At 59.7% G+C, this 19,936-nt stretch carries 16 protein-coding genes; 11 read left to right on the top strand and 5 right to left on the bottom strand.

Going from position 1 to position 19,936, the window contains the following annotated elements:
- Positions 1-21 precede the first annotated feature (21 nt).
- The 11 genes from KJA79_RS10515 to KJA79_RS10565 all read left to right on the top strand — a co-directional run bounded on the left by KJA79_RS10515 (position 22) and on the right by KJA79_RS10565 (position 15,005).
- Entirely contained in the window at positions 22-1,416 is a 1,395-nt protein-coding gene (locus KJA79_RS10515; protein WP_213042001.1) for an NfeD family protein, read from the top strand.
- Positions 1,413-2,405, top strand: coding sequence for a flotillin-like protein FloA (floA, locus tag KJA79_RS10520; RefSeq protein WP_213042002.1), 993 nt, complete (start codon positions 1,413-1,415; stop codon positions 2,403-2,405). Before KJA79_RS10515 ends, floA begins: the two co-directional genes overlap by 4 nt.
- Complete coding sequence (locus tag KJA79_RS10525; protein ID WP_213042003.1) at positions 2,402-2,746, top strand: hypothetical protein; 345 nt, start codon at positions 2,402-2,404, stop codon at positions 2,744-2,746. The genes floA and KJA79_RS10525 overlap by 4 nt, the downstream gene beginning before the upstream one ends.
- A gap of 15 nt (positions 2,747-2,761) precedes the next feature.
- The gene (locus KJA79_RS10530) at positions 2,762-3,121 is read left to right on the top strand and encodes a hypothetical protein (protein ID WP_213042004.1); all 360 of its coding nucleotides are present in this window, start codon (positions 2,762-2,764) and stop codon (positions 3,119-3,121) included.
- Positions 3,122-3,173: 52 nt separating this feature from the next.
- Positions 3,174-4,031: a prohibitin family protein gene (locus KJA79_RS10535; RefSeq protein ID WP_213042005.1), complete on the top strand. Its 858-nt coding sequence runs from the start codon at positions 3,174-3,176 to the stop codon at positions 4,029-4,031.
- Between the two features lie 38 nt (positions 4,032-4,069).
- Positions 4,070-5,281 carry an efflux RND transporter periplasmic adaptor subunit gene (locus KJA79_RS10540; protein WP_213042006.1) on the top strand — a complete coding sequence of 404 codons (1,212 nt, stop codon included), beginning with the start codon at positions 4,070-4,072 and terminating at the stop codon, positions 5,279-5,281.
- Complete coding sequence (locus KJA79_RS10545) at positions 5,278-8,397, top strand: efflux RND transporter permease subunit (protein ID WP_213042007.1); 3,120 nt, start codon at positions 5,278-5,280, stop codon at positions 8,395-8,397. The genes KJA79_RS10540 and KJA79_RS10545 overlap by 4 nt, the downstream gene beginning before the upstream one ends.
- Positions 8,398-8,802: 405 nt before the next feature.
- Positions 8,803-10,638 carry an AMP-dependent synthetase/ligase gene (locus tag KJA79_RS10550; RefSeq protein ID WP_213042008.1) on the top strand — a complete coding sequence of 612 codons (1,836 nt, stop codon included), beginning with the start codon at positions 8,803-8,805 and terminating at the stop codon, positions 10,636-10,638.
- Positions 10,639-10,672: 34 nt separating this feature from the next.
- On the top strand, positions 10,673-13,504 hold the full coding sequence (locus KJA79_RS10555) for an AMP-binding protein (protein WP_213042009.1): 2,832 nt from the start codon (positions 10,673-10,675) through the stop codon (positions 13,502-13,504).
- Positions 13,505-13,795: 291 nt separating this feature from the next.
- The gene (locus tag KJA79_RS10560; protein WP_213042010.1) at positions 13,796-14,707 is read left to right on the top strand and encodes a M28 family peptidase; all 912 of its coding nucleotides are present in this window, start codon (positions 13,796-13,798) and stop codon (positions 14,705-14,707) included.
- Between the two features lie 19 nt (positions 14,708-14,726).
- On the top strand, positions 14,727-15,005 hold the full coding sequence (locus KJA79_RS10565; protein ID WP_213042011.1) for a hypothetical protein: 279 nt from the start codon (positions 14,727-14,729) through the stop codon (positions 15,003-15,005).
- Positions 15,006-15,133: 128 nt separating this feature from the next.
- Here KJA79_RS10565 and KJA79_RS10570 read toward each other — a convergent pair whose 3' ends face one another.
- From KJA79_RS10570 to KJA79_RS10590, 5 genes are all read right to left on the bottom strand, one after another.
- On the bottom strand, positions 15,134-16,348 hold the full coding sequence (locus KJA79_RS10570) for a tyrosine-type recombinase/integrase (RefSeq protein ID WP_213042012.1): 1,215 nt from the start codon (positions 16,346-16,348) through the stop codon (positions 15,134-15,136).
- Between the two features lie 36 nt (positions 16,349-16,384).
- Positions 16,385-16,831: a helix-turn-helix domain-containing protein gene (locus tag KJA79_RS10575; RefSeq protein ID WP_213042013.1), complete on the bottom strand. Its 447-nt coding sequence runs from the start codon at positions 16,829-16,831 to the stop codon at positions 16,385-16,387.
- Between the two features lie 360 nt (positions 16,832-17,191).
- Positions 17,192-17,368, bottom strand: coding sequence for a hypothetical protein (locus tag KJA79_RS10580; RefSeq protein ID WP_213042014.1), 177 nt, complete (start codon positions 17,366-17,368; stop codon positions 17,192-17,194).
- Between the two features lie 371 nt (positions 17,369-17,739).
- Positions 17,740-18,288, bottom strand: a complete 549-nt coding sequence (locus tag KJA79_RS10585; protein WP_213042015.1) for a site-specific integrase — start codon at positions 18,286-18,288, stop codon at positions 17,740-17,742.
- A 460-nt stretch (positions 18,289-18,748) separates the two neighbouring features.
- The gene (locus tag KJA79_RS10590; RefSeq protein ID WP_213042016.1) at positions 18,749-19,930 is read right to left on the bottom strand and encodes a site-specific integrase; all 1,182 of its coding nucleotides are present in this window, start codon (positions 19,928-19,930) and stop codon (positions 18,749-18,751) included.
- Positions 19,931-19,936 lie beyond the last annotated feature (6 nt).

Consider the following 19,936-nt stretch of genomic DNA (forward strand, 5'->3'; position numbering starts at 1 on the left):
ATGGATAAGGGAGCGTCTGCAGTGAGAGCGATTGCGGGCAGAGGCTGGGCGATGCGATGGGGGCTGGCCCTCCTGTGGGTGCTCGCCCTGGTCATGCCAGGCGCGTCGTTCGCCGCGCTTGCACGGCCTGTGGTCTATGTGGTGCCGATAGAGGGCGTCATCGATCTGGGGCTCGCTCCTTTCGTCGAGCGTGTGTTGCAAGAGGCGACGGGCGTCGGTGCGGCAGCGGTCATTCTGGAGGTCGACACCTTCGGCGGACGAGTGGATGCGGCGGTGCTGATCCGAGATACCCTCTTGCGGGCCAAGGTGAAGACAGTCGCGTTCATCAACAAGCGCGCGATCTCGGCGGGCGCGCTGATCAGTCTGGCCACCGAAACAATCGTGATGGCCGATGGCGGCACGATTGGCGCCGCCACCCCGGTTCAGATCGGCTTGCCCGGCGCGCCGGCGCAGCCGGTCGAGGAGAAGACGGTCTCGTATATGCGGAAGGAATTTCGGGCGACTGCGGAGAGCCGTAAACGACCGCCGGAGTTGGCTGAAGCGATGGTGGATGCGGATGTGGAGATTTCCGGCGTGATCGCGAAAGGGAAACTGCTGACGCTGACGACTGAAGAAGCATGGCAGCACAAGCTTGTCGACTTTCGCGCGGACAACATGGAACGCGTACTTGAGTTGTTGGGACTGGCCGACGCGGAGCTTCGCCGCGCCTCGGAAACCTGGGCAGAATCGCTGGTGCGGATTTTTACGCATCCGATTGTTAGCTCCATCCTGATCGCCGTCGGGATGCTCGGTATCATTGTGGAGATTCAGAGCCCCGGGTTCGGGGTGCCGGGCGTTGTCGGGCTGACGAGCCTCGCGCTGTTCTTGTGGGGCCATTGGTTGGTCCGTCTGGCGGGATGGGAAGAAGTGCTGCTCATCGGGATCGGGCTCATCCTGTTGGTGGTCGAAATATTTCTTCTGCCGGGCTTCGGACTATTCGGGGCGATAGGCATTGTGGCGCTGCTCGGGGGACTTGGACTGAGCCTCGTCGGGACAGGGGCGACTTGGGCCGTCGTCCTCTATGCGCTGGGGCAGGTGATCGTCGCCGTACTGTTGGCCGTCGTGCTGGCGCTCGCGCTGCTGCGAGTCCTTCCACGTCTGCCGTTCGGGCGGCGGCTGATCCTGGAAACTGAATTGCCGGCACAGGCCGGTTATGCCTCCGCGCTGGACACCGATCGCCGCTGGCTCGGTAAACGAGGGATCGCGGCCTCGACGCTGCGGCCGGCCGGGATCGCCCATTTCGACCACGAACGCGTGGATGTCATCACGGAAGGCGAATTCATCGAAGCCGGGGATCCCATCGAGGTGCTGCGAGTCGAGGGGAATCGCATCGTCGTTCGGCGCATCGATCAAGATCCTGAAAGGAGTGAGTCATGAATGGAGTCGAAACCGGCCTGTTGGGCATCCTGACCACCTTGATACTGATCGTGTCGGGGACGGCGCTCCTGTTGTACCTGATCCCGCTCAGGTTGTGGATCGCCGCCTGGGCATCCGGTGCCTACGTCGGGCTGTTGACCCTGATCGGGATGCGTCTTCGGCGCGTGCCGCCCGGGACGGTGGTGACTGCGCGCATCAGCGCGGTGAAGGCAGGGCTCACCATCTCGCTCAACGATCTAGAAGCCCACTATTTGGCGGGTGGCAACGTGGGAAACGTCGTCCTCGCGTTGATCTCCGCCGACAAGGCGAATATTGCGATGCCGTTCAAGCGGGCGGCGGCGATCGACTTGGCCGGGCGCGACGTGTTGGGAGCGGTCAAGATGTCGGTCCTCCCCAAGGTGATCGAAACGCCGCGGATCGCCGCGGTCGCCAAGGACGGCATTCAGCTCCATGCGATTTGCCGGGTCACGGTTCGCACGAATCTTGACCGGCTGGTCGGCGGCTCGGGAGAGGAGACGGTGCTGGCGCGGGTCGGCGAAGGGATCGTGAGCACGATTGGCTCGGCGGTGACCCACAAGGACGTGCTGGAGAATCCGGATCATATTTCCAAGCATGTGCTGAGCAAAGGCCTCGATGCGGGAACGGCGTTTGAAATCCTGTCGATCGATATCGCCGATATTGATGTCGGCGAGAATATCGGCGCCAAACTGCAGATCGATCAAGCCAATGCTGATAAGCAGATCGCGCAGGCGAGAGCTGAGCAACGGCGCGCCATGGCCGTGGCGCTGGAACAGGAGATGCGCGCGAAGGTGGTCGAGGCCGAGGCCGAAGTGCCAAAGGCCATGGCCGAGGCATTTCGCCAAGGGAACCTGGGGATCATGGATTATTACCGCATGAAGAACGTGCAGGCGGACACCTCCATGCGCGACGCCATTGCGGGGACGGGCGAAGAGCCGCCAGCCGGTCCGAAGAAGGAGGATCGCCGATGACTCCGGAACAATGGGTGATCGCTATGCTCCTGGTCCTGGCCCTGCTGGTGGAGTTCATACGCAGACTGAAAGGAACTGTTGAGGAAGCGCATGGTGATGAGGCCGAGGTGGTGAGCATTCCCGTGGCAATGAAAAAACGGATCCCCATCCGGGCATTGCGTGGCCCCATCGAATTGCCACGCGTTGTACGGCCTGCCATGGAAGCAGACCCTGCCGCGCGGCGCGAGCGCCCTCGCATCACCGCCAATGCGCGAGCCATGCGGCGCGGCATCGTGTTTATGGCGGTGCTCGGTCCCTGCCGTGGGCTTGAGCCACCAGATTGTTCGAATCGAATCGGATAAACGGCGGAGGATCCTATGACACCCTTGTTGCGCACGAGGCCGCTTCGCCTCGTTGGAACGTTGATCGCGCTCTACCTGTTCGCGTCGACCGGCTGCGCGCAGCCGGTCGTGATCGATATGGCCTCTTTCGATCCGGGGCAGGATCAGATGGCCATTGCCGGTTACTACCGAGACCAGGCCACCGACCTGCGGGAGAAGGCTGCTGCGCTTGCCGAGAGCGCCGTCCGGTATGAAGGTCTCTTCGGCCCGCAGTCGGACTGGGTCAGTGGAGCCCGGCAACTCTCGCAGTACTATGTCGCGGCGAGTCAGGAGCTGGAACATCGGGCTGACGCCCATGCGGAGGTCGCTCGAACGGGACGGTCACGGCGCCGGTGACCAGCGAGAGCCTGCAGTTAGCAAAAGAGGAACGCCTTCAATAGGAGGACCTATGAACCTCTCAACTATTTCACGTGCGATCGTGCTGATAATTCCGATTCTGTTGGTGTTGAACGGGTGCGGGAGAGTGGTCGATCCGGGGAAACGCGGTCTCCGCTGGCGCCCGTTGACCGAGGGCTTGATGAAGGAGCCGCTCCGGGACGGGTTCTATTGGCGCGCGCCGTGGAACGACGTGTTCGAGTATGACGTCCGGTATCAGAGTTTTACCGAAAAAGTCGATGTCCTGACCGCCGACGATCTCTCGGTCACGGTGCAGGCGGCGATCACAATGCGCCCGACTGCGGAGGAAATCTACTTTCTCGCTCAAGAGGTGGGGCACAACTGGTACCAGCAGCTCGTGCGGCCGCAGTTCCTGTCGGCGGTGCGGGGGGTCGTCGCCCAATATACGATGGTGACGCTCCCCGAGCGGAGCAGCGAAATCGGGAACAAGATCGAAGCGGTAATGGTCGAGTCGCTCAAAGGGCGGCATCTCGACGTCTACAGTGTGGCCTTGTCCGAGATTGAATTTTCAAAGATGGTATTGCATGCCATCGAGCAGAAACAAGCGAAGGAACAGGAAAAGGAGCAAAAGGAATTTGAGCTGGTCATTGCGGAGCGCAATGCGGAGATCGCCCGGATCCACGCTAAAGGCGAGGGGGATTCGTTGCGGATTCGCGCTGAGGGGGAAGGGGAGAGCTTGCGCATCCGCGCCACCGGTCAATCCCAGGCGCAGGAGATCATCACGAAAACGCTCACGCCGGATTATCTCAAGTTCAAATTGTACGAGAGTCCCAACGCCAAAATGATCATTGTACCGGACAAGCTTGACGTACCGATTATTGTGAATCCGGGCGCCGATCGCCCGCGCTAATGCATATGATTCATGAACGCTTCTGCTGTATCGCGGTTATGCGACTCCTTCGGCGGAGATGGCTGTTGATCAGCGTGGGCGTGATGGTGGTGCTGGGTGCGGTCCATCTCGTCATCCTCATCGAGGGAGGTAAGCAGGAGCGAGGCGACTCCGCCATTCGGAAATCGGAATCGGTGCCCCCTGCCGGACCCCTGACCGTGGTCACGCTAAAACCGGACCTGGCTGCGGAAGCGGGCATTCACGTGACTCCGGTCGTGAAGGGCGGGTTCCGGCTCCATCGGGATTTTCCCGCGACGGTCCAACCGAATGAGAACGAGTTGGCCGAGGTCACGACGTTGGTCCGCGGCCGGGTGGTGGAGGTCTACGCGGATGTCGGGCAAGATGTGAACAAAGGGGCGGTCTTGGCGTTGTTGCACAGTAAGGACCTGAGCCTGGCTCAAGCGGCGTATGTGAAGGCCGCAGCCCAATCGCACGAGGCCGCATTGGCCTATGAGCGGGCTACCACGCTGTACGAGGAGCTGGTAGTGAGCCTTGCCGAGTTGAATCGGCGCGAAGCTGTGATGAAGACGGCTCGCGCGGAATTGCGGGAAACAACGCATCGGTTGGAGTTGCTGGGTGTACAGGCGGAAGAGATCGAGCGCCTGGACCGGGAGCACACGATCCGTTCCGACGTGCCGATTCGGGCGCCGGTTGCTGGTCGGGTGATCATGCGCAACCTCACGCGCGGTGAAGTCGTGGAGATGGCGCAGAAAATCTTCACGGTGGCCGATCTCTCTGATGTCTGGGTCGTCGGCAAGGTGCCGGAAAAAGACGTGCAGTTCATCCATCGCGAGCAGTCCGTCGAGGTGCGGGCGACGGCGTATCCGGGCCGAGTGTTTCCCGGCACGATCACCTATCTCAGCGACGTGTTGGATCCCGCGACGCGCACCATGCGATTGCGCGTCACGGTCCCGAATCCGAAGAAGTTGTTGAAGCCGGAGATGTTTGCATCGGTACGGGTTTATGCGGAGCCTGAACCGGAGGTCGTGATGGTGCCCGTCGCGGCGGTGCAACGGAGCGGTGAGTCCTCCTATGTGTTCATGCGATTGGAGGGGGGGAGGTTCGAAAAGCGTCCTGTGGTCCTCGGCCCGGAAACCGACCAGGTCGTCGCGGTGTTGAGCGGTCTGCGCGAGGGCGAACTGATCGTCACCGCCGGCACCTTCGTGCTCAAGTCCGAATTCGAAAAATCTCAAATCGAGCCCGTGCAATGATCGACGCCTTGATCGCCTTGTCGCTCCGACGGTGGCCGCTCATCCTGATCCTGGCCGGTCTCTTGGCCGCGGCCGGTGTGGTGGCGTTCCGTCAGTTGCCGATCGACGCCTTCCCGGATGTCACCAACATCCAGGTGCAGATCTTGACCGACGGGCCGGGGCTGTCTCCGATCGAGGTCGAGCGATTCGTCACCATCCCGCTCGAGCTGCAGATGACCGGCTTGCCCGACCTCACCGAAATCCGCTCGCTGTCGAAATTCGCCCTCTCCCAGATCACGGTGGTGTTCAAAGATCATGTGGACCTCTCACGCGCTCGCCAGCTCGTCCTCGAGCGCCTGCTCGAAGCGAAAGCGATCTTGCCGCCGGGGGTCGAGCCGGTCATGGCGCCAGTGACGACCGGCCTCGGCGAAATCTATCAGTACTACTTGGACAGTCCGTCGGTGAACGCGGAGGATCCCGAAGCGCTTGAAGTCGCGCTGACGGAGCAGCGGGTCCTGCAGGATTGGGTGCTTCGGCCGCTTATTAAGACGGTTCCCGGCGTTATCGATGTGAATGCGCTGGGTGGGTTCGTCAAGCAGTATCAGGTGATTGTCGAGCCGGCCAAGCTGCGGAAGTACAACTTGACGCTCGACCAGGTGTTCGAGGCGGTCGCGCAGAACAATGCCAACGCCGGCGGTAATGTCGTGGATCGACACGGCGAACGGTCGATCGTGCGCGGGTTGGGGTTGGTGCGGAACATCGCCGATATTGAGGACATTGTGGTGAAAGAGAACGGTGGCACGCCCGTGTATGTGCACAACCTGGGGGAGGTGCGTATCGGCCACGCGATCCGCCACGGCGCCGCCGTGCTCAACGGCGATCGGGAAGTCGTGGCCGGCATCGTGCTCATGTACCGCGGGGCCAACGCACGACAGGTCGTGGAGGCCGTCAAGGCCAAGGTGGAAGCGATCCATCGCGGCGGCATCCTCCCGGGTGGGCTAAAATTGGTCCCCTTCTACGACCGGTCCGAATTGGTGACGGCGGCCCTTGATACGGTCCGCCAGGCCTTACTGGGGGGAATTCTCCTGGTGGGTCTGGTTCTGTTCGTCACGATCGGCAACGTTCGCAGCGCGCTCATTGTAACGGCGACCCTGATCCTCACGCCGCTGTTGACGTTTCGGATCATGCAGGACCTCGACCTCTCGGCCAATCTCATGTCACTGGGCGGGCTGGCGATCGCCATTGGGATGGTCGTCGACGGGTCGATTGTGGTTGTGGAGAACGTATACCGCCATCTCTCCGAGCCGGGTTCCTCCCCGACGACGCGTTGGGATTTGGTATTACAGGCCTCGAAGGAAGTAGCGCGCCCGATCGCCTTCGCGTTACTCATCATTATCGTGGTGTTTCTGCCGCTGGTGCTCTTGGAAGGCATGGAAGGCAGGCTGTTCGCACCCTTGGCCTACACAGTCATGATCGCCCTGCTGGTGTCGCTGGCGCTGTCTCTGACGGTCACGCCGGTCCTTTGCGCCCTGGGACTCACCGGCGGGGAGCAACAGGAGGCTCTCCTGATACGGTGGGCGAAGACGGCGTATGAGCCGCTGCTCCGATGGACGCTCACCCATCGGCGGCTGGTGCTGGCCGGCGCCCTCCTCCAGTTTGGTGTGACACTGGCGCTCGTGCCGTACCTGGGTCGAGAGTTTGTGCCCGTGCTGGAGGAAGGGGCGCTGACGCCGCTGATCATCCGGTTGCCACGGGTGTCGCTCCCTGAATCCATCGAACTGGAAAAACGGGCCTTACGGGCCCTGCGGGAATTTCCAGAGGTCCGCCTCGCTGTCGGAAAAATCGGTCGATCGGAGATCGGGAATGAACCGCAAGAGGCCAATGAAAGCGATCCGGTCGTCCTGCTGCACCCGCGGGACACCTGGACGACCACTCGGACCAAAGCCGAGCTGGTCGATACGATGCGCCGACGGCTTGCCGAAATCCCCGGCATGTCTTTTATGATGAGCCAACCCATCCAGCAGCGTGTGGACGAGTTGATCTCGGGAGTCAGGACGGAGTTCGCCATTAAGTTGTTCGGAGATGATTTGGATGTCTTGAAGGAACGGGCGGATCAAATCGCCGCCATCATGAGAACGGTCGAAGGAGTGAAAGATCTGCGTGTGGAGCAGATCGCGGGGCAGCCGTACCTCACCGTCGATATCGATCGCCACAAGATCGCACGCTACGGCATCAACGTGGCGGATATTCGCACGATCATCGAAACCGCGATCGGCGGCAAACCCGCGACGAAGGTTTATGAAAATGAGCGACGGTTCGAGCTCATCCTGCGGTTTCCCGAGGAGCACCGGAGCACGGTGCGCCAGATCGGCGAGATTCTGGTCAACTCGGCTGTCGGCGCGCCGATTCCGCTCAGTGAGCTGGCGAAGGTGGAGATGCGCGAGGGCCCCGCGCGCATCAGCCGCGAACAGGTGCGCCGGCGGATCTTCATCGGCTTCAACGTGGTTGGCCGCGATCCTGGCAGCATCGTCGAAGAGGGGCAGCGCAAGCTCGCGGAGCGTCTCCGGTTGCCGTCCGGCTACACCATTACCTGGGGCGGCGCGTTCGAGCAGATGGAACGCGCGATGGCGCGCCTCCGGATCGTCGTGCCGGTCACGATCGGCATAATCGGGCTGTTGCTGGTCCTCGCCTTCAACTCCCTACGCTCGGCGTCGTTGATCGTGGTAAACCTCCCGTTCGCCCTCATTGGCGGCGTGTTCGGGTTGTGGCTGACGGGGCAATACCTGAGTGTGCCGGCAGCGGTCGGGTTTATCGCGCTGTTCGGCGTCGCGGTCGAAAACGGGATCGTACTGGTGTCCACCATCAACGGGATGCGGCAGGCGGGGTTCACCAGCGAAGAGGCCATCCGGCAAGGGTGTCTCCAACGCCTGCGCCCGGTCATGATGACGACGCTGACCACACTGTTGGGGCTAGCGCCCCTGGCGCTGGCGCAGGGCATCGGCTCGGAGGTCCAACGGCCACTCGCGGTCGTTGTGATCGGCGGCCTGGTGAGTTCGACACTGCTCACGCTGATCGTGTTGCCCACGCTCTATCAATGGTTCGAGCCGAGCGATGGGTCGGAAAAAGTGAGTCAATGAACATGGTCCATGCTTTTCGGGATACGATCCCAGAGGCAGTGTTTGCAGTCGAGCGACGCGTTCCTGAGTGGGTCGCAATGCAGTTCAAGCAGGAACGGAGTATCGGTCATGCATCTACCAGCAGCTTGTCGAACAGGCGGAGGGTCTTGCAACTGCGTTACTGGGTCACAACTTTAGCCGGCGTGACCGCATGGCCATCCATCGCAGAGAACCGGCCTGAGTAGGTGATCGCGTATCTCGGGATTGTGGCTGCGGGTGGCACGGTGGTTCCTCCCGAAATCCAGTTGAACAATGGAGATTTCGCCAAGCTTCTGGCGCGGTCCGGCGCCCGGGTTAACTGATCAGAAACGAGACCCCCTGTCAGGCGGCAGTCTTCGCTATCTCAAATAAATGCAAGGAAAGAACGTGCCGCACGTTGCCGTTTATCCCTCACCGGACAGTATTACCACCGACGACGTGACGACGCTGCCCGAATTGTTCCGGCTCAGGTGCCAGCGCTCGCCGGAGCGCGAGGCCTACCGGCAATGTGAAGCTAGCGTATGGCGCAGTTATTCCTGGAGGGAAGTGGAAGGGCTTGTGGCGCGCTGGCAGTTGGCGCTGGCCGGCGAAAATCTTGCTTCGGGAGACCGCGTCGCCGTGCTGCTCAAGAACAGCGTGGAATGGGTCTGTTTCGATCTGGCGGCACAATCGCTGGGACTGGCTGTCGTGCCCCTCTATGCTGCTGACCATGAGAATAACACCACCTACATCCTCGCCGATTCAGGCGCGCGCCTCTTGCTAGTCGGCCACATCGATCAATGGTTTGCATTGGCCGGGCACCGCGCACGATTTCCGCAACTGTCCCACGTGCTGTGCCTGGAGACGGCCTGTACCCCTGTCCCAGCCACCGGCATTCAGGTCAGCTTCATCAAGCACTGGTTACCATCCGGGGCGCGCCCCCAGGTCAATCTGGCCAAGGACACGCACGCGTTGGCGACCATCGTCTATACGTCGGGCACCACGGGCCGCCCGAAGGGCGTCATGCTGTCGCATTTCAATATTCTTTCAAATGCGCAAGCCGTCATCACGCAGGTGCAGGCTTATCCGGAGGATCTATTCCTCTCTTTTCTGCCGCTGTCCCACGCCTTCGAGCGCACCGTCGGCTGCTACCTCCCGATGATGGCAGGGAGTTGCGTGGCCTATGCACGCGCGATCAATAAGCTGGCCGAGGATATTGCGATGGTGCGCCCGACCATTCTGGTCTCCGTGCCACGCATCTACGAACGCATGTACGTCCGGTTGCAGAATCAATTGGGGAAAAAGTGTGCCATGACGCGCGCGCTGTTCCACTGGGCGCAGGAGATTGGATGGAGGCATTTTCAGGCAACCCGTCGTCATGGCGAGGCTCCGGGCAGGTGGGCCGCCCTGTTGCGGCCAGTGCTGCAGTATCTGGTAGCCGACAAATTTCTTGCCCGTTTCGGAGGACGGCTGCGGCTGGCGGTGTCGGGGGGTGCTCCCTTATCTCTCACGCTCTCCCAATGCTTTGTCGGCTTGGGGGTGCCCTTGGTGCAGGGCTACGGCCTGACCGAAGCGGCACCGGTCGTGACCAGCAACCGACCGGAAGACAATCTGCCGGAGTCGGTCGGCATCCCCCTCCCCGGGGTTGAGGTCAGGCTCGGTGAGCAGAATGAATTACTGGTGCGTGGTCCCAACGTCATGATGGGCTACTGGAACCGGCCCGAGGATACGGCCAGGGCGATCAATGCCGAGGGCTGGTTGCACACGGGTGACCAGGCACGCATCGAAAACGGATATGTGTTCATCGTCGGGCGTCTCAAGGAGATCGTTGTCCTGTCCACCGGAGAGAAAATCGTGCCCGAGGCGGTGGAGATGGCACTCGTCCTGGACCCGCTGATCGACCAGGCGATGGTGGTCGGCGAGGGTAAGCCTTATCTGGCCGCACTCTTGGTGCTGAACGCCGGGGCCTGGCGTTCCATGGCCCAAAGATGGTCGTTACCTGCGGAGGATCCCGCCGCGCTGGCCGATGTGCGTCTCCAGCATCATATCGAAAACCTATGCCACCGACGACTGGCCAGCGTCCCCGAGTATGCCCAGGTACGTCGATTTTGGTTGACACTCGAGCCTTGGACCCTCGACAACGATCTTGTCACGCCGACTCTCAAACTCAAACGTCCTGCGATCGAGCAACGTTTTGCGGAACACATTCTCAAGCTTTACTCCGGGCATCTGCCCCCAGCTTGAAGGGCTGCAGATTCCATTCATCGGGAGAGAAGCCGTGGAGACATCCCAAGAGCAGACTGAAGCAAGGCCGAGTCCCGAACCTGCGTCGGAGCTTCTCGACATCGTGCGCACACTGTTCGCTGAACTTCACCGGCACACCGGACCTGACAGGCCCATCACTCTGGACAATTCGCTGGATCGCGATCTCGGTTTCGACAGCTTGGCGCGGGTGGAACTGATGGTGCGTATCCAGCGTGCGTTCGGCGTGGATCTGCCGGAGGACACGCTGGTTCGCGCCACCACTCCCCGTGACCTGCTCGAGGCCCTGCAGAAAGGGGCACGTGGATCGGCACGTCGTGCGCCGATCCAGCCCGGGCCAACGTTGGAATCTGCGCAAGGCGAAGCTGTCGATGCCACCACGTTGCTCGAAGTGATCGACTGGCATGTGCGCCGGCAACCAGACCGCATCCAGGTTATTTATACCGGCGAAAGTGGCGAACAGCCCATCACCTGTCGCGATCTGGCGGAGGCATCTGAACGGGTCGCCGCAGGTCTGCAACACCGTGGCCTTGAAGCGGGACAATCAGTGGCCATCATGTTGCCGACCGGTCCGGAGTATTTTCCGGTCTATGCGGGCATCCTGCTTGCCGGCGGTATTCCCGTGCCCATTTATCCCCCGGCGCACTTGGCCCAAGTGGAAGAACACGTCCGCCGCCATGTCGGCATCTTGTGCAACGCACAAGCCGTCCTCCTGGTGACGATACCGGAAGCGCGCGCCGTGGCATGGCTGCTGCGGGTTCATGTGCCTTCCCTGGGTACGGTGGTGAGCGCGCAGGAACTGCTGCGCTCACGAGAGTCCCTGACCCGGGTACCGGTGGCGGCGCAAGATGTGGCCTTTATCCAATACACTTCCGGCAGCACGGGCGATCCCAAGGGCGTCGTGCTTACCCATGCCAATTTGCTTGCCAACATCCGTGCCATGGGCCAGGCGATCGGCCTCCGCCCCGATGATGTCTTCGTGAGCTGGCTGCCGCTCTACCACGATATGGGACTGATCGGCGCGTGGCTGGGCACGCTCTACTTCGGCATTCCACTGGTCGTCATGTCGCCTCTGGCCTTCCTCGCCCGGCCCGTCCGCTGGCTGCAGGCAGTCCATGCGTACCGCGGTACACTCTCGGCGGCACCCAACTTTGCCTATGAACTGTGTGTCAAGAAGATCGGCGACGAGGAGCTGGCCGGACTTGATCTCAGTTCGTGGCGGCTGGCATTCAACGGCGCGGAAACGGTCTTGCCGGAGACACTGACGCGTTTCGGAAGGCGTTTCGCTCAGTACGGCTTCCACTCCGAGGCACTCACGCCGGTATATGGGCTGGCCGAGTGTTCCGTGGGACTTGCATTTCCGCCATCCGGCCGCGGCCCCCTCATCGATCGTGTCCAGCGAGAATCCTTCACGCGTACCGGCAGCGCTGTACCCGCCGCTCCCGACAATGCCTCTCCGCTATGTTTTGTCTCCTGCGGGCGGCCGTTGCCCGGCCACGAATTGCGGATCGTGGATGCATCCGGTAATGAGCTGGGTGAGCGGCAAGAGGGCCGACTGGAATTCAGGGGGGCGTCGGCCACGCGCGGCTATTTCAACAATCCCCAGGCCACGTCACAGCTGTTCCGTGACGGTTGGCTTGACAGCGGTGACCGTGGGTACATCGCCGGCGGCGAAGTTTTTCTCACGGGGCGGGTCAAGGACATCATCATTCGAGGCGGGCGCAACATCTACCCCCACGAAGTAGAGGAGGTGGTTGGCGAGATACCGGGGGTGAGAAAGGGCTGCGTTGTCGTCTTCGGCAGCCCCGACCCGGCCTCGGGCACCGAGCGGCTGGTGGTCCTCGCTGAAACACGCGAGAGCGGCCAGCGTGAACGCCATCAACTTTGCGAGGCGATCAACGCTGCAATCGTCGAGGTACTGGGCGAGCCTGCTGACCAAATTGCGCTTGCACCGCCCCGTACCGTACTAAAGACTTCCAGTGGCAAGTTGCGTCGAGCCGCCACGCGAGCGCTGTTCGAGGCAGGATTGGCCGGCGAGCACAGGCGTGTCGGGTGGTGGCAGGTAGTCAGCCTTGCCGCGGGTGCATTCATTCCCCAGGTGCAACGCTGGGCGGCAAGGGCAGCGGATGTGTGTTTTGCGGCGTGGGCCTGGTTGGTGTTCTGGCTGGTGGCGCCAATTGTCTGGCTGGTCACCATCTTCACCCCACGCCCTTCCTGGGCCTGGGCAGTCGGCCGGGTCGGTGCACGGCTATTAATTCGGCTGACCGGAACGCCATTCACGGTGACCGGGATGGAGTATCTGCCGCGCGGGACGCCTTGTGTGCTGGTGGTCAATCACGCCAGCTACCTCGACGGTTTCGTCCTGGTGGCGGCGCTGCCAGAACAGTTTGGCTTCGTAGCCAAGCGCGAATTGCTTGAGCACTTCATTCCGCGCGTCTATCTTCAACGCTTGGGCGCGGAGTTCGTTGAACGCTTCGCAGCCCACGAGAGTGTGCAAGATGCTCGGCGGCTGGAGGTCGCGCTGCGCGCCGGGCGTGCGTTGGTCTTTTTCCCCGAGGGCACGTTTACCCGTTTGCCCGGGTTGAAGTCCTTCCGGATGGGGGCCTTTGTTGTGGCCGCCAACACGGGCATCCCGGTTGTGCCGGTGGCGATCTGCGGCACCCGGTCCATTCTGCGTGACGGCCAATGGTGGCCACGGCGCGGCGCGATCACCATCACGTTTGGGGCTCCCTTGCTGCCCGTTACAGACGCGCACGAGGCCTTTGCCGCAGCGGTCGTGCTGCGCGATGCCGTCCGTGCTCATATTTTGCGTCACTGTGGCGAGCCGGACACCCAAGGAGAAGTGTGAAGTCAGACCACCCAGGCTTTATCTTGGCAAGTGCCGCACAAGGCATGACAGGGTCTGCACCGAACTTTTGCTCCGGTGATCGGCGTGTCTTGGCCGGCTGGCATTCGTGGTTTAATGGGCGCATCAGCCTGTAGAGTACTTCGAAAAACTCACAAATTCAGAGGAGATGCCTTGCACGGATGCGCACCCAATGAACGGCACAGGACAGAAGGAGGCTGGATGAGGTGTGGTCCATTACTTGGAGGGCTTGTAGCTCTGGCGGCGTAGCTACTCTGTCAGAGGGTGACGGCTATGGACTCTGGGCAACCAATTGCTGCCGCTCCCGATGTCCGTGAGCGGCTCAAAGCTATTGTCAGGACGTTGGCTGAGACCATCGGCCCCCGGAGTTATCGAGATACCGCAAGTCTGGCCGCGGCTGCCGACTTCATCACGCAGTCGTTTCAAGCGGGCGGATATACGGTTATCTTGCAGCCCTACGAGGTGAATGGGCAGATGTATCGCAACATCATCGCGGAACGGCGAGGGACGGAGGAGCCGGACCGTATCCTTATCGTCGGCGCCCATTACGACACAGTGGAAGGAACACCCGGCGCCGATGATAATGCCAGCGGCATCGCCGTGTTGCTGGAGCTGGCGCGCCTGCATGCGGTGACGCGCTTTCGGAATACGGTGCGCTTTGTCGCGTTTACACTGGAAGAGCCGCCGTTTTTTCGGAGCCGACAGATGGGCAGCCGCGTGTATGCCCGCAGTCTGAAAGAACGTGGAGAACGGGTCGAGGCGATGATCTGTCTGGAAATGGTCGGGTACTATTCGCAGGAGAAAGACAGTCAGTCTTTCCCGTTGTTCTGGCTCCGGTGGCGCTATCCGAGCACGGGTAACTTCATCACCGTCGTGGGCAATTCTGCATCAGAACCATTGCAGGCCCGCGTTCGTGATGGCCTCAAGTCTCACGCGACCTTGCCGGTGGAGACGTTCACCGGGCCCTGGTGGATTCCCGGTGTGGATCTCTCAGATCATGGGTCTTTTTGGAAGGAAGGGTATTCGGCGATCATGCTCACGGATACGGCGTTCTACCGGAACCCGCATTATCACCGGGGTACGGATCGGCCGGATACGCTGGACTACAGCGCGATGGCTGAATTAGCGAAAGGGATAGCCGGGGCTCTGGGAGCGTTGGACCAGTTATCGAACGCGCAACACTAAGAAACAGGAGGAATTGCTGATGAGCCCTGCACCTCCACAAGGTCGCCGTCGATTTGATTTGCCACCGGACGCAGAGAAATACCTGACCTGGTACGGATTCCTCAAGCGACTGCCCACGACGATTTTTCGGCTGTCACTGAGCTACATGCTTGCGTTTGTCATGCTCACGGTGGGACTCGAACTGACCGGAGGAGTTCGTGCCGGCCTCTGGAAGGCTCTCTACTACTTGGGTGGTGTGGTATTCCTTGTGTCCCTGTTCTTGTTCTTCGCCGGCTGGATCAGTCGGCGAAGCGAGTAGGGTTCAGTTGATACCGACAGATGTGGGATTGTAACGGCTTGGGTGTGAGTCAATCAAATATCTACCATGCGGCCTCGTGAACAGTGACCCGTGCTCTGCCCAGCCCTTGCCCGGCTGCGGTCGGCGTCCTAAGTCCTTGACCGATTGGACTTCTCAGCCTCTTGCGGCCGGGCGGACAACCACGCGGACAACCCAGCCCCTCCGATTGAGGCCCCAAGTCGCTGGGTCGCTTCGACGATATGTTGCCACTCCGCATGCGTATAAATGGTATGGATTTTGGTCGATTGCTGGCCGAGCAATTCCATCACCTCGTAGTCTTTGGCGCCCAGTTGCCGATTGTGCGTCGAGTTGCAGTGGCGCAGGATGTGATGCGTCATGCGCTTCGAAATGCCGGCGGCGGTGGCGAGCGACAGGATCGCACTGCGCAAATTGCCAATGTGTGTTTCCGGCCCACCGCAGCGCTCACACTTGTAGGTGCGCGTATCCCCACGTGGCAACAGCCACCGTGCGTGCGGGTTCTGATGCTTCAATGTCAGCAAGACTGTGCGCATGGGCTCGACGAGCGGGATATCCCGGTCTTCCTGATCCTTTGGTGACCAGCCTTTCTTCACCCGAATGCGGAGGACCTCCTCTTCTTCATCGACATCGCAGGGTTCGAGGTGCCGGGCTTCGTCGATGCGGAGACCACCTTGATATACCGTTAACAGACTGGCGTACGCATAAGGCTTGAGCAGCGCCGCTGCGTCCAGGAACGCCCTCATCTCCTCGGCCGTCGGGATCTGCTGTTTGCGCTTGGGGACGGTGGGTTTTTCGATGTCGGCTACAGGATTTTGGCTTGTGTAACGGTACACCTTTCGGGCCACTCGAAAGACGGCAGACAAACAGTGCAGTTCCTTCAACACCGTCGATCGTTTGACCAGAGCCAACCGGCGTTGTTTCCATGTTTCGATCTCCTCTGGTTCCACGTCATCGAAACGAGACTTGCCGAAGGTCGGAATGATCTGATTCTTCAAAATATCGCGATGTCGATTCCGCGTGTTCCCGGCTCGATTGCCGACGAGATACTGCCAAAATTGGCCACCGCGGTCGTCGCAATCTTTCTTGTCGGGCAGCCGACAGAAGTCTGCGATGGTCAGCTTCTGTCCTTTCACCTGCCCCGGCGTCTTGCCCTGATACTTGTCCAATAACACCTGGGCCGCCGCGGCGGCCGCGATCATATTGGTCTTGCCGGTACTGAGCTGGATCGGCTTGGCGCCTTTCCGTGGCGTGAACTTCACATAAATCGTCGGCCGATCCTTTCGGCGATACAGACACCCTTTGTCGATTGTCACGGTTGTGGCCATGGAACCCTCTGGTAAAACGTGGATGGGGAGTGACGCTTACGAATCGCTCCTGGGTGGCTCGTTCATTCGAGGGCCTCGGCGGCCGCGATCCAGCCATTGAAGGATTTCAACTTTGACAAACCGCAGGGTGCCGCCAAATTTTCGGTGCGGGATGCGATCGGTACTGGTCAGTGAGTAGATGTAACTGGGCTTGCATTTCAAAAAGGCGCAGATCTCTGGTAGCGTCATCAGTTCGGGGAGTGTCACTCCTGCCACCTGCGGCAGGGTGGGCATGAACGGAATGGTCCTTTGATGAGGTGCTGTCTTTTCATCCGGCTTGGCAACATCAGGATGGGCCGTCACGTTCTCCCCAGGACCTGGGAGCGTGGAAGGGGAGCGTGATGGGACACTCTTCGAGGCACTCACCTGGGACGTGCCGCGCCCCCGTGTTGTCAGGGAAAGCGTCTCGTATTTGTCAGCTGGCTGGTTCATCTTGGGGTCCATGGCTCTATCCTTTCCCGTATGACACGGTGGTCTAATGCGTACAGGTTGGATGATAGGGCGTGAGTGGATGTTGCGGCGGTGCAGAACTGACCAGAACGCGAGTACTTCTGGCAGTGAGCACGCGTACCCATCTGGACAGAATGGTTTCTCGGAGGCTTATTCGATGGTGAGGGGCGCAACTCGTTAGAACATGGAGTGATGCTGTGCGTACTACTGTGTCACCGACGGTTCATCTGTGAAAGATGTCAGTGCGGTGGTAGGCGGTTCGTGCGGGCATGATGGTTGCTGTGTAAATCACCTTAGGGAGCAAGAGGGAGGCGGCTTTTTTCTCTCCTCCCTCTCGCTCCCTGCCGTTGTCCCTTAGTTTGCCTGTTGTCCTTCCGTATCTCGAAGATGGAAGTTGTACTTCCAAAGGATAAAGTCCTTGTACTTCTGAAAGTGTCGGTGAATGAGCTTCTCACTGATGAGATCATGCTCCCGCGTTGATCGAAAATACTTCTGCAAAATTGGAAGTGCATTCATGTGTTGGTTCTCCATAAATAATCTCCTTTGAGTGTTGATGTTCCGGAGTGCCATCGAGCACATTAGTATCGGCAGGTTCACGATTTGCTTACACCAATATCGTCCCTCTGGCCGTCGTTGAGACGATTGGGCGTGAGGGGGGAGGATGGGGGAAGCAATAACCGCAGACGATGGGCGGCTTGTCTGAGTTGAGCTACATTAATGAGGGAATAGCGAAGCGGACTTTTGGGGGGCCACATGCGTGGCCCGTCAATCATTGGAAGTGCACGTGGAACAAGGCTGTTCATAGTGCGCCCTCTTTCTTGTGGGCAAGACTTTCTCCAGAGATGGTTGAAGCGTAGGGGATAGACGGGGGAGGGGACGCCCTCCGCCGTCGTGATTCCCTGTTAGTTTTCATCGAATGGCTTGAGGAGCCGGTGCCGGATCCCCAACTCGTATGCGACTTGCTGGGGTGACACATTCCGCATATTCCGAATGAAACGTCGAGCGGCGTTTCGCCTGAGAACTGACATGTGAGTCGGTTGAAGCTTGAGCGTGTGGAGTACCTGGAGCCACACGTGGTTATATAAATAGAGCCGTGAATAGGGTTTTCCTGTGTGGATGTTGGTAAACATAAAGAGGGGGTGGGCCGGCGGTCGCGGATTATTTAATAGGGCCTGAGCGTCGGCAAACAGTCGATTGCCCAACGGGTCTGAGAGGGATACCGTCCTTGGCCGTTCGATCGGGACCAATGCCGATCCAGTCCAGATTTGGTGGATCGTGATCGCTCTCTTTGAGATGTCCTCGGCGGTCACGGCCAAGCCTTCTGAAAGACGAAGCCCGAGTTCATCTAACAATCCGAAGAGCGGATACTCTCGAGGAAACTGGCGCGCAATCTCCCGCAGAATCAGGTCTTGCTGTGAGATGGTGATGAGAGGAAAGCAACGTGTACACATATCGTGTGTCCTTTCGGCGGAGCGAGTAATAAGTGGCTCGGGCCGCGCGCTCCAGAGTGGCCGAACCTTATGGTGAGATGTTATTGGAAGCGGGCGGCCAGCGAGTAGGACGAAAAGTGCCAGGTTCCATCGGGTGGGGGCAGTTGCCCTGAGACGGTAAGAAGCAGGGAGCTAGGCGGCGTGCGGGTTATTCGGCTTGTCTTGGGGGGCGACGATGGCGAAATCGGTGACTGCGCGATCGTGAAATGGTGCTAGAGCATTGACCACCAAGTGTCCACGGACTGATTGGATGTGGTTGGATCTGGTAGGAAGAGATTGGATGTGGGATGTGCGCTTGAAAGCTTGGCAACGCCACAGCTAGAGCGACGATTCGGTGATTGTGTAGGGAATCAGGTGGAGGCGATGGGTTCAGAGCATTGCTTTACCAAAGTTATGCTCTAACAATAAAACCAGTGGTAAATTAAGGGTTTGGAGGAGTGTTTGGGGAAGCACTGTCCACCAGCTGTCCACCGGAATTGCCATTTTGATATTTCGACTGAATGTAGCCGCGAAGCTTCCTAGACGCGTCGCGCACGTCTTCTTCATCAATAATGTTGTAGCGGTCAAACATGGAGGTCGTCTTGTGCCCGATGATCAACATGATGGTTTTCTGGTCGACACCCGCTCGTCTCAGGTTGCGAACACCGGTTCGACGGAGATCATGAAATGTGAGCCCTTCGTACCCCTTGAGACTCTGTGTCTTCGCCGTGGGATTCTTCCAGCTTCCTAGGCCGGAAGCAACGCATGAGCGTTCCCACTGATAGCGAATGCTATCAGTCTTTTCCCCATCTCTGTGGCAGAAGTATTTGCAGTTTGGATGAGACTGGAGGGTTTGCGCTTCCCACCGGGCCAGGACCTCGTACGGATCACCACTCAGGGTAATAAAACGCGGTTCGCCGTTCTTGGTTTCCCCTGGCCGCAGGTCAATGGTGACATCTTGCTTATTATGATCAAAGGTAACTTGTATCCGTTCAAGACCCAGCACTTCGTCTAAGCGCATCCCTGACCAGTGTCCGATGGTAGAAGGTACTTGAACCCACTCAGGTTGATGGGTTCTGAGGCGTTCAAAATCTGGCCAATTGACGAATCCGCTTTTTGGCGGATTTTCTTTCAATTGGTGCCACACCGGTTTCGCGGTCACCAATTTCGGCTCTGCCTCGAGCCCTAATTGATAACCTCGCATCAAGAAACCAATGCGCTTGTTGACGGTTCCTGCTTCCAGAAGCATCAGCTTCTTTCTTCCGCCGACTTTTTGAGGAACGGTCATCCATTCCTTGGCCAGCGATTTGAGATAGCTTCCCTTGATACTCTCTGCCGGCTTCGTCCCAATGAGTTTATTCCACAACGCGGCGTTAGCCACATCATGCTCACCGACCGAACCCTTTAACCCTCGATCTTCTAGTACGAGATCGATCAGCATTGCAACGGTGGTGGTAGATTCCTTGGGCCACCCAAAAACACCGCGATAGTACTGTTCGTAGAGCGAATTGACGATCCTTTGGGCCGTTTCACGGTTGCCATGCACGACCTTGCGTATCCGGCCCGCCTTACGGTTTGGATGAATATCAATCCATTGCTTGTTGCGCCCAATCGTTTTGATCATACAATG

The sequence above is a fragment of the Nitrospira defluvii genome (assembly GCF_905220995.1).
Classification (GTDB): domain Bacteria; phylum Nitrospirota; class Nitrospiria; order Nitrospirales; family Nitrospiraceae; genus Nitrospira_A; species Nitrospira_A defluvii_C.

Bases quoted from the DNA above. Each gene is read 5' to 3' on its own strand.
- floA (WP_213042002.1), top strand. From the start codon at position 1,413: ATGAATGGAGTCGAAACCGGCCTGTTGGGCATCCTGACCACCTTGATA.
- KJA79_RS10525 (WP_213042003.1), top strand. From the start codon at position 2,402: ATGACTCCGGAACAATGGGTGATCGCTATGCTCCTGGTCCTGGCCCTG.
- KJA79_RS10530 (WP_213042004.1), top strand. From the start codon at position 2,762: ATGACACCCTTGTTGCGCACGAGGCCGCTTCGCCTCGTTGGAACGTTG.
- KJA79_RS10535 (WP_213042005.1), top strand. From the start codon at position 3,174: ATGAACCTCTCAACTATTTCACGTGCGATCGTGCTGATAATTCCGATT.
- KJA79_RS10540 (WP_213042006.1), top strand. From the start codon at position 4,070: ATGCGACTCCTTCGGCGGAGATGGCTGTTGATCAGCGTGGGCGTGATG.
- KJA79_RS10545 (WP_213042007.1), top strand. From the start codon at position 5,278: ATGATCGACGCCTTGATCGCCTTGTCGCTCCGACGGTGGCCGCTCATC.
- KJA79_RS10560 (WP_213042010.1), top strand. From the start codon at position 13,796: ATGGACTCTGGGCAACCAATTGCTGCCGCTCCCGATGTCCGTGAGCGG.
- KJA79_RS10565 (WP_213042011.1), top strand. From the start codon at position 14,727: ATGAGCCCTGCACCTCCACAAGGTCGCCGTCGATTTGATTTGCCACCG.
- KJA79_RS10570 (WP_213042012.1), bottom strand. From the start codon at position 16,348: ATGGCCACAACCGTGACAATCGACAAAGGGTGTCTGTATCGCCGAAAG.
- KJA79_RS10575 (WP_213042013.1), bottom strand. From the start codon at position 16,831: ATGGACCCCAAGATGAACCAGCCAGCTGACAAATACGAGACGCTTTCC.
- KJA79_RS10580 (WP_213042014.1), bottom strand. From the start codon at position 17,368: ATGGAGAACCAACACATGAATGCACTTCCAATTTTGCAGAAGTATTTT.
- KJA79_RS10585 (WP_213042015.1), bottom strand. From the start codon at position 18,288: ATGTGTACACGTTGCTTTCCTCTCATCACCATCTCACAGCAAGACCTG.
- KJA79_RS10590 (WP_213042016.1), bottom strand. From the start codon at position 19,930: ATGATCAAAACGATTGGGCGCAACAAGCAATGGATTGATATTCATCCA.